The organism is Pelistega indica (genome assembly GCF_000506865.1).
GTDB classification, from domain to species: domain Bacteria; phylum Pseudomonadota; class Gammaproteobacteria; order Burkholderiales; family Burkholderiaceae_B; genus Taylorella; species Taylorella indica.
On record NZ_AYSV01000137.1, the window covers coordinates 1 to 9,792 of the forward strand.

Consider the following 9,792-nt stretch of genomic DNA (forward strand, 5'->3'; position numbering starts at 1 on the left):
TCAATTTAGCTCAGCCCTTGTTCGTTTGTCAAGTATGATGAAGTGGACAATGTAAACAATAGAGAAATAGATGATATGGAAGCCCACAAAAAATATCAAAAATTTTAATAAATATCTAGTGACTTTCTTCATCGCATTTTCTCAAGCTAGTACGACTAAAAACAGTAACTGTCCCATAAGCTGGAATATTGGCATTGGGGATAGTAATTTTCTTTTCAATGGCGAGTAACGCATTCCTAAAAAGCATAAATTGAGTTAAGTGCCTAAATGTAATGCATCCCCAAGAAGTACCACCCGATGCTGATGGATGTAAACGGAAATTGCCACGTTTAACCCTATTGTAGATGGTGTAATCATCTATTTGCTCATCAATTCGATAAAGAGCAAACCATATTTCATGATTATTTCCTGAATATATGTCCTGCACAAAAGTTAAGGTTTTTGATTTAATGCCACCCTTAGGTCTATCCACAATCCAATAAGTTCCGGGTGGAATAGTTGCTCTTGGAATATGGGCGCATTCTATTCTATTCTATTCCTAAATTGCTTATCACCAGAAAAAACCTCAAACTCCCCAATTCCCGGACACTTCAACGTTGAAAACTTATTACGTTGGCTTAAATCAAGCGTACAATTTAACATGCTAAGTTCCAATTAATTATATAGGTGGAAAATTAATATTAATGGAATATTGTGACTATTCTATTAAATTTTAGATGAATTTTTACGGTTTACTTAGTGGCTATCTGTTACGGTAGGTGCTAGTGCTTCCACTTCGTGGCTATGTTGGATAAAGCCTAGATTATCACGTAACCATTGAATAGCCCCTGCCATAAAAACACTACCTTCTACAGCAAATTGGGCATCTTGCTCTACCCACGCAGGCTGAGGGGTATGGATAGCAAAGGCTAATAGATATGACACAAGATAATGTAAACTTTATTACTAAAAATCTAGATAAAAACCTTTTACTTATAAAAAAATGGAATATAGATAGAAAAAAACATTCGTTCGGAAAAACCAAAATTCTTTGTATAGTAACGTATCACGAACATTTTGGGAATCATCACAAATGAAACTTATCACAAAATTATCTGTAGCGATTCTAAGTATCGCTGTATCAACATCATTTGCTACTGCACAAGACAATAAAGAGTTTTTAAATGTCTCCTATGATGTGATGCGTGATTTTTATAAAGAATACAATCCTTTATTCTTAAAACATTATGAACAAACACATCAAGGTGCAACACTAAAAATCCAACAATCGCATGGTGGCTCTAGCAAACAAGCACTTAGTGTTGCTAATGGTTTACAGGCGGATGTGGTTACGATGAATCAGAGTTCTGACGTAGAACTCTTGGAGAGTAAAGGTCTTATTCAAGCAGGTTGGGATAAAGAGTTTCCTGATCATGCCGTGCCATTTACAAGCACAACAGTATTTTTGGTACGTAAAGGTAATCCAAAGCATATTAAAGATTGGGAAGACTTAACAAAAGAGGGTATCCAAGTTGTTATTGCTAATCCTAAAACAACAGGAAATGGGCGTTATACCTTTTTGGCTGCGTATGGTGCAGCACTCAAAGCCAATAATAATGACCATGAAAAAGCCAAAGCTTTAGTCAAAGGCTTATTTAAGAATGTCCCTGTCCTAGATAATGGTGGGCGTGCAGCAACAACAACGTTTGTGAAACGTCAAATTGGTGATGCTTTAATTACGTTTGAAAACGAAGCAAATATGGCCGCACGTGAATTTGGTAAAGATGAGTTTGAATTGGTTTATCCAAAATACTCGATTAAAGCTGAAAATCCGGTGGCGATTGTTGATACTGTTGTCGCTAAAAAAGGATCAGCTGAAGTTGCCAAAGACTATTTAGCGTATCTTTGGAGTGAGCCAGCACAAGAGTTAGCTGCCACATTATATTTACGTCCAAGTAATCCTACTATCCTTGCGAAGTATAAAGATCGTTTCCCTCATATAGACACGTTTAGAGCAAATGATGTGTTTGGCACTTGGCCAGAGATCATGAAAACTTATTTTGCAGATGGTGGTGTATTTGACCAAATTCAAAAACCTTAAGTATAAAAAGAATAAAACAGTGTTTTTAAGATCTAAAACAATTTTGCCAGGGTTCGGTTTGAGCTTTGGCATTAGCCTTTTAAGCTTATCTCTATTGGTATTTCTCCCATTTGCCATGTTGGTTTATAGTACCGTTGGCATTGGGTGGGATAAGTTTTGGCAGACCATCTTACAAGAACAAGTTATTTCAGCCATTAGTTTAACCTTAAAAATGTCGCTGTTTGCTGTTCTGACCAATTGCATTTTTGGCACAATGATTGCATGGGTAATTGTACGCTACCATTTTCCTTTCAAGAGTTTAATCAATGCGATTGTAGACTTACCGTTTGCATTGCCCACAGCAGTGACTGGTATTGCATTAGCTACCTTGTATTCACCAAACGGTTGGATAGGACAATGGTTTAATTTTAAAATAGCGTTTACGCCAATAGGCATATGGATTGCTTTAGTGGTAGTGAGCTTGCCTTTTATTGTCCGTACTGTCCAACCTGTGTTAGAGGATTTGTCTGTGGAGTTGGAAGAGGCGGGTGCTACATTAGGTGCTAATTCATGGACAATTTTTTATCGAATCATTTTGCCTGAGTTATTACCTGCCTTAATTATGGGGGCAGGTATGGCATTTGCTCGTGCGACGGGAGAGTATGGTTCGGTAATTTTTATTGCTGGTAATATACCAAACGTCTCAGAAATTCTTCCAGTTATTATTACGGCTAAGTTAGAAATGTTTGATACTCAAGGGGCTTCCGCCGTAGCCTTATTTATGTTACTCATTTCATTTGTTATTTTATTTGTTTTTAATGTGGCGCAATGGTTTTTTAGCCGACGATTAGGAGCAAAAGTATGAGTAGTCATAAGAGCAGTATCAGTAATCAAGAACCCATCTGGATCAGATATATCTTGATTAGTGTAGTGTTGGTATTTTTAACACTTATGTTGATTGTGCCACTTATTTCCATTTTTGCTGAGGCTTTTCGTTCAGGTTGGGCTTTATTATATTACTGCGTTGACTGAGCCAGATGCTTTAGCTGCCATTAAATTAACCTTATTGACCGCCGCTATAGTTGTCCCTCTTAATGCGGTAATTGGTATCGCTATGGCATGGTTAATTACACGCTATGACTTTAGAGGCAAGCAATTATTTACCACCTTATTAGATTTGCCATTTGCTGTTTCACCAGTTGTGGCTGGTTTGATGTTTGTATTGTTATTTGGTGCAAATAGTGTGATGGGAGGTTGGTTAGAAGCACATGGTATGCAGGTAATTTTTGCGGTGCCTGGAATTGTGTTGGCAACCTTGTTTGTGACCTTTCCATTTGTAGCAAGAGAAATTATTCCATTGATGCAAAGTCAAGGTGATCAGGAAGAACAAGCCGCACTCATTCTAGGTGCTTCGGCGTGGCAACTATTTTGGCGAATTACCTTACCAAACATTAAATGGGCATTGTTATATGGATTAATTTTGACTAATGCAAGAGCAATGGGTGAGTTTGGTGCGGTTAGCATTGTTTCTGGTCATATTCGTGGCTTAACTAATACCGTCCCATTGCAAGTAGAAATACTTTATAACGAATATAACTTTGTGGGGGCATTTGCTGCTGCTAGTTTATTAGCCTTTTTAGCTTTATTGACATTAATTTTGCAGCATCTATTGAACTATCTCCAAGAGCGAAAAAATAGGTTAAGTTTACATCGAGTAGAAGAAATCGAATGAGCATACACGTTAATCATATAGAAAAATACTTTGGCAATTTTCATGCCTTAAAGAATATTAGCCTTACGGTGCAGACAGGCTCGTTAGTGTCTTTATTAGGACCGTCAGGATGCGGTAAAACCACTCTTCTACGCATCATTGCTGGCTTAGAGTTTGCTGATTCAGGACAAGTAGTTCTTAACGGTAAAGATGTCACCGATAAAAAAGTACAAGATAGAAAAATCGGTTTTATGTTCCAAAGCTATGCCTTGTTTAGGCATATGTCAGTCTTTGATAATGTGGCGTTTGGATTAACCGTATTACCCAAAGCTATTCGACCTTCCAAAGACGAAATTCATCAACGTGTGATGGATTTATTACGCCTTATCCAGTTGCCCCATTTGGCTAAAGCTTTTCCTCATCAGTTATCTGGAGGACAACGCCAACGTGTTGCCTTGGCACGTTCCTTAGCTGTAAAGCCTAGTATTTTATTGTTAGATGAGCCTTTTGGTGCACTTGATGCTAAGGTGAGGAAAGAGCTTAGACTATGGCTAAGGGATATTCATCATGAACTAAATATTACCAGTTTATTGGTGACGCATGATCAAGAAGAAGCCTTAGAAATATCGGATCAAATAGTGGTGATGAATCATGGGCAGATTGAGCAGTTAGGCGATGCCGCTGAGCTTTACCATCAACCCAAAACGCCTTTTGTGACAGAGTTTATTGGTGAAGTGAGTAAGTTTACTGGTATTGTTGAACAAGGGATATGGCGTTATGGGAAGTTTGAGTATCCACTATCTATAACTCAGAATACGAGTGTAATAGGGTATGTGCGGCCACATGAATGGAGGGTAAACAAAGAAAACTCAGGCGGTTCCATGCTAGAAGTGGAGATTAAGCATATCCATCATGTAGGTGCGTTAATTCGATTAACGGTATTGGATTTACTGACTCCGCACTTTCATGAAGTCATCGTGTCTCCAGATGAAGAGGGGCATTATGTGTTGGGACAAAAACTATTTTTAATCCCTAAAAACATACAATTTTTCACTGATTAATTCTATATGAAATAGAATTCTTAATAGGGAATGTTTCTTATTGGTTAATGGTTTGTTGAATATTTCCTTGTTGATTGTTCAAAGAGAATAGATATAATGTTGATTAATGAATAGATAGACTTTTGTCAGAATAAAGGATTTAAAAATGAGTCAAAATTTTAATGAGCTACAAAAAAAACGCCGTTCAATCTACGTGATTGGTAAAAATGTCGCCGTAAATAAGCAAGAAATTGTGGAATTAGTTAAAAATGTTGTGCGTGAATCACCTTCCTCATTTAACTCACAATCTTCACGAGTAGTTGTCTTATTTGGTGATGACCATGAAAAATTATGGAATATTGCTTTAGATGAACTTCGTAAGATTGTACCTGCCGATGCTTTTGCTGCTACAGAGCAGAAAGTGAATGGGTCATTTAAAGCGGGTTTTGGTACTGTGTTGTTCTTTGAAGATCAGGACGTAGTCAAGGGCTTACAAGAGAAGTTCCCTACATATGCAGATAATTTCCCTGTTTGGTCTGAGCAAGCTAGTGGTATGGCTCAATATGCCGTATGGTTAGCCTTAGCTGAAAAAGAGATTGGTGCAACAGTTCAACACTATAATCCTTTGATTGACCAAGCGGTCGCTAGTACGTGGGGAATTCCTGCCTCTTGGAAACTTAGAAGCCAAATGCCTTTTGGTAGCATTGAAGCGCCAGCACAAGCCAAAACATATATGGATGATGATGCACGCTTTAAAGTGTTCTTAGGCTAAGAATAACGATTAACAAAATAGAACATTGTTCATAAGCAAAAAGGATGGTTATATACCATCCTTTTTTATCTCTAAGACTAGGCCACTTTTTGGCGCTCGATGTAATAACAGAGATGATAAGTAAAGAGACCAAAAATAAGTCCCCAGAAAGCACTGCCAATACCTAATAATGTCATACCAGAGGCACTTGTTAATAAGGTAATAAGCGACGCTTCACGAGTCGGTTCATCTTTCCAAGACTCTATGAGATTACTGAGTAATGTACCAAATATAGCAATTCCTGCTAATGCCATTAATAATTCATTCGGTAAGGCATTAAATAGTGATACTATGACACCCCCCATCATGCCAGCAAGTAGATAGAGAAAGGCTAGACATAGATTGGCTTTATACCGTTGCTTTGGATCAGGGTCAACATCTGCCCCCATAGTGATAGCTGAGCTAATAGCAGCTAAATTAATTTTGAATGCACCAAAGGGGGCTAGCAATAAAGTGGCAATAGCAGAGCTAGTAATGACTTTTTGTTCTGGTACATCGGTGTAGCCATGCATTCGTAAAATGGTAATAGCAGGCATATTTTGAGTGACCAATGAGGTAATAAATAGGGGAATGCCAACACTAATCATGGCTTGAATATCAAACGAGGGAGATAACCATACTAGCTGAGGGTTACTCCATTTGATCTCTTCGATATGAAATAAACCTTCGAAATAAGCCGTGATAAAACCTACAATTAGCATAAATAATAGACTATAACGTTTAAAGCGAATCTTACTGAGTAAATAGGTTAAAAGCATCAATCCAACAAGTAGGGTTTGACTTTGCATCGCGACGAATGTTTTAGAGCCAAAATTAATTAGAATGCCAGCTAACATTGCACAGGCTAAGGTTTTAGGAATAAGGTTTACGAGGCGATTAAATAAGCCGGTGAAAGATACTATAAGCATAATAATGCCTGCAAATAAGAAGGCACCAATAGCATCGCTGAGAGGAATATGTTGCATACCTATCATTAAGGCAGCACCAGGGGTGCACCAAGCCATCATAATAGGGGCTTTATATCGTAGTGATAAGTAAAATGTTAAAATACCACACCCTATCCCTAAAGATGTAAACCATGAGTTAATTTGTTCTGGTGTGCTTCCAAAGGTTAACGCGGCTTGATAGATAATGACGGCTGCAGAGCCATAGGAGACTAGCATGGCGGCGATGGCGGCGGATAAATGGCTTGCAGAAAAGAAACGGGTTCTCATCATATTATGTTGTTAAAAGAGTGTTAAATGCATTGGATATTTCTTATTATTGCTATTCTAGCTGAAATCATTGCCACTTCTGCGCTACAGGCCTCAAATGGCTTTAGTAAATTACTTCCTAGCATGACTAGTGTAGTTGGTTATATCATTACTTTTTATATGTTATCACTAGCTATTAAACAAATTCCATTAGGGATTGCTTATGCTATTTGGTCTGGTGTTGGGATAGTGGTATTGGCTTTAATAGGTTATTTTTTTTATAAGCAGACATTAGATTTACCAGCCATAGTCGGTTTAGGGATGATTGTGGTGGGTGTGATTATTATTAATGTTTTTTCTAACACAATTTCACATTAATAGTATTCATTCTTAGGAGACAATATGAACAAATTACTAGGCGTTATTTTTTTAACACTCATGTCGTCAATCAGTTTTGCGCAAGTAGGAGACTCACCAATAGGTACATGGCAAACTGTGGATGAGGAAGGACAGAAAAAAGCATTAGTACAAATTAGTCAAGATCCTAATGGTAATTTGCGAGGCCGTATTCTTAAACTTCAGCAAAAACCGGGCGCTTTATGTGTGAAATGTGAGGGTGATAAAAAAGATAAGCCGATTGAGGGAATGTCCATTATGTGGGGGCTTAAAAAGGCTCAAGAAAATAATAAATGGGAGGATGGGGCGATTCTTGATCCTAGTAATGGCAAAACATATAACTTAAAAGCTGAATTAATTGAGAATGGGCAGAAGTTTAAATTAAGAGGCTTTTTGGGTATTTCTCTACTTGGACGCACGCAAGTTTGGACTCGTGTACAGTAAAGTTTTATAAGTTTACTGAATAAGATAGCCGTCAAAATAATCTGCACCTTAGTAGGTTAGAAATGTAGTCTAACTCTTGGGGCGCAGATTATCAATCGCTATGTTTTTTAATCCGTAAGCGAGGAGTTTGTCGTTAGAATTGATTATTAGGTGTTTGCAAAAATTGCAATTCTTCCTCTGTGGATTCTCTTCCTAAAATACGATTGCGATGAGGAAAACGTCCAAATTTCTCAATAATATCTTTATGCATTTCAGCGAATTTGAAGGCTTCTTCCGTACCATAATTTTTGAATAAAATTAGCGATTGGTGCTGTGTGAGTAAATCCTCTGAATGCATAAAAGGCATTAATAAAAAGTCAGCCTCTTGGCGTGAAAGCGAGAAAAAATCTGGTGCATATAATGCTTCATGAGATAGGGCTAATGCTTTTGCATCATGTGCATAAGCCTCTGCACTATCTCTAAACATATTGCGAGAGAATTGATCCAAAACAATGATTTCTGCTAAACGACCAAAAATATCTTTACGCCAATAAAGCAATTTATCTTGAGTAGCGGCAACCCAAGTTTCATGGAAACGGGCGCGAATATCATTATCAAAAGACTCGTTAAGGGTGAACCATTGGTCTGCACCTGTTTCTTTAAACCAGAAGTCTAGAATAGCTTGAGCTTGCATGAAATTTCCTTATTAGGAACGAATAATAAGCTGTACTTTAGCATATCCTGCAACAGGATAGATAGCATTCTCTATTTCATGTGGTGCTAGTAGTTGAATGTGTTGTGTATGAGTCAAAAACTCTTCTAATAAAAGCCGTAGCTCTAGTCTTGCAAGTGGTGCTCCAGGGCAATTATGTATGCCTGCACCATAAACAAGATTGTTAGTTTGATCACGGTGAGGATTATAAGTGAGAGCATTTTCAAACGCGCTTTCATCCCGATTTGCGCTGACCCAATTAATGGTAAGCCTAGCATTTTCCGGAATATCTTTTCCTCCCAAATGAACGGGACATTTTGTGCGTCGACGATTACTCACAAGAGGATCTTCTAGACGCATAATTTCCTCAATAGCTGCTGGTATTTCGTCGAAGTGCTGACGTAGTCGATGTTGCTCGTCCTGATGTTCAGCAATAAATTTAAGTAATATACCTGCTGATGCAGAAATAGTAGATAGTTCACCTACCGTCCAGTTGCGAAGTAGAGAAATCAACTCCTCTTCTGTCATGACGCGATGAATATGTTGTTCAGGTAAGTCAACAAGATCATGCATTAATTCTGTCGTAATATCTTGTGTTGGTGATATGCCCGCTTGACGGCGTTCATTGAGTAGTTGGTGAATATAGTGATCAAATTCGATGGCAATTTTGGTGATTTCTTCTCTATCTTGCTTAAGTGTTGCTCGTCGATTTTTTTCTATCCATTCGAGCAGAGGGGTTTCAAGAGAAGACGGCCATCCCATGAAAGCATTTTGGATTCGAATGGCATAGTATTTCGCAAATGATCCCATGATTTCAATAGGTTCATCGCGGGGCAGAGTTTGAATAAGGTCACGAATCACTTTTCTACACATAGGCTCAAAGTGCGCCATTCTGGCTGGTGTAAAGTATTTATCATTAATACGTCTAAATGCCATGTGTAGAGGACCATCCATTCCATTTGGAACGGCAATATGACGAGTCGAAACATGGTTGGAGTAGATATCTGGATTGTTTAATATTCCCATTACATCAGCATGCTTAAAGATACTATAACCAAGCTGTTCATCGTAAGCGACGGGACAGGTATGGCGCATCTTATCATAGGCTAGTAATTGATTGTTTTGTACTTCAGCCGCTCTAGGATTCCAGTCTTGTGTCATATTGTCTCTCTTGTTCATTGTTGATTATTAGGGTAAACCCTAAAATTGTAGTGGTTTTGTAGCAGTTCAGCAATAATATCATTACAGCGTATATGGGTGAGAAGAATGAAGAAATGCTATTGTCAATCAGGTAAATTATATGAAGAATGTTGCCAACCTTATCATTTACAGATAGCGTACCCCAAAAAACCAGAACTATTGATGAGATCTCGCTATAGTGCCTATGTTCTAGGGTTAGTTGATTATATTGTCAAGACAACCGTGCCGGCACAACAAGCATTACTGA

12 protein-coding genes and 1 pseudogene are annotated in these 9,792 nt (G+C 38.0%); 8 read left to right on the forward strand and 5 right to left on the reverse strand.

The genetic code is table 11. The features are described 5' to 3' along the window. Nucleotides 1-115: 115 nt before the first annotated feature. Nucleotides 116-472, reverse strand: a complete 357-nt coding sequence (locus tag V757_RS26765; RefSeq protein ID WP_052019456.1) for a tlde1 domain-containing protein — start codon at nt 470-472, stop codon at nt 116-118. 263 nt (nt 473-735) lie between these two features. After that, complete coding sequence (locus V757_RS29475) at nt 736-924, reverse strand: hypothetical protein (RefSeq protein ID WP_023953301.1); 189 nt, start codon at nt 922-924, stop codon at nt 736-738. Nucleotides 925-1,072: 148 nt separating this feature from the next. Between V757_RS29475 and V757_RS26775 the strand changes: the two genes are divergently transcribed. From V757_RS26775 to V757_RS26795, 5 genes and pseudogenes are all read left to right on the forward strand, one after another. Further along, complete coding sequence (locus V757_RS26775) at nt 1,073-2,080, forward strand: sulfate ABC transporter substrate-binding protein (RefSeq protein WP_023953305.1); 1,008 nt, start codon at nt 1,073-1,075, stop codon at nt 2,078-2,080. Then, nucleotides 2,046-2,924 carry a sulfate ABC transporter permease subunit CysT gene (gene cysT / locus V757_RS26780; RefSeq protein ID WP_052019458.1) on the forward strand — a complete coding sequence of 293 codons (879 nt, stop codon included), beginning with the start codon at nt 2,046-2,048 and terminating at the stop codon, nt 2,922-2,924. Before V757_RS26775 ends, cysT begins: the two co-directional genes overlap by 35 nt. After that, nucleotides 2,921-3,791: pseudogene (gene cysW, locus V757_RS26785) on the forward strand (sulfate ABC transporter permease subunit CysW). The gene cysT and the pseudogene cysW overlap by 4 nt, the downstream one beginning before the upstream one ends. Then, on the forward strand, nt 3,788-4,831 hold the full coding sequence (locus tag V757_RS26790) for a sulfate/molybdate ABC transporter ATP-binding protein (protein ID WP_023953309.1): 1,044 nt from the start codon (nt 3,788-3,790) through the stop codon (nt 4,829-4,831). The pseudogene cysW and the gene V757_RS26790 overlap by 4 nt, the downstream one beginning before the upstream one ends. Before the next feature lie 145 nt (nt 4,832-4,976). Beyond that, on the forward strand, nt 4,977-5,582 hold the full coding sequence (locus V757_RS26795; protein ID WP_023953311.1) for a nitroreductase family protein: 606 nt from the start codon (nt 4,977-4,979) through the stop codon (nt 5,580-5,582). 77 nt (nt 5,583-5,659) lie between these two features. Here V757_RS26795 and V757_RS26800 read toward each other — a convergent pair whose 3' ends face one another. Continuing rightward, nucleotides 5,660-6,838, reverse strand: a complete 1,179-nt coding sequence (locus tag V757_RS26800; RefSeq protein ID WP_023953313.1) for a benzoate/H(+) symporter BenE family transporter — start codon at nt 6,836-6,838, stop codon at nt 5,660-5,662. A 24-nt stretch (nt 6,839-6,862) separates the two neighbouring features. Between V757_RS26800 and V757_RS26805 the strand changes: the two genes are divergently transcribed. After that, nucleotides 6,863-7,192: a DMT family transporter gene (locus tag V757_RS26805; protein ID WP_023953315.1), complete on the forward strand. Its 330-nt coding sequence runs from the start codon at nt 6,863-6,865 to the stop codon at nt 7,190-7,192. A 24-nt stretch (nt 7,193-7,216) separates the two neighbouring features. Then, on the forward strand, nt 7,217-7,654 hold the full coding sequence (locus tag V757_RS26810) for a DUF2147 domain-containing protein (protein ID WP_023953317.1): 438 nt from the start codon (nt 7,217-7,219) through the stop codon (nt 7,652-7,654). A 133-nt stretch (nt 7,655-7,787) separates the two neighbouring features. Here V757_RS26810 and V757_RS26815 read toward each other — a convergent pair whose 3' ends face one another. Both V757_RS26815 and V757_RS26820 read right to left on the reverse strand, forming a co-directional pair. Next, nucleotides 7,788-8,327: a DUF924 family protein gene (locus tag V757_RS26815; RefSeq protein WP_023953319.1), complete on the reverse strand. Its 540-nt coding sequence runs from the start codon at nt 8,325-8,327 to the stop codon at nt 7,788-7,790. Between the two features lie 12 nt (nt 8,328-8,339). Next, nucleotides 8,340-9,506 carry a cytochrome P450 gene (locus V757_RS26820; protein WP_023953321.1) on the reverse strand — a complete coding sequence of 389 codons (1,167 nt, stop codon included), beginning with the start codon at nt 9,504-9,506 and terminating at the stop codon, nt 8,340-8,342. A 105-nt stretch (nt 9,507-9,611) separates the two neighbouring features. Here V757_RS26820 and V757_RS28220 point away from each other — a divergent pair. Further along, the coding region (locus V757_RS28220) for a YchJ family protein (protein ID WP_023953323.1) at nt 9,612-9,792 on the forward strand (181 nt) is incomplete at its 3' end.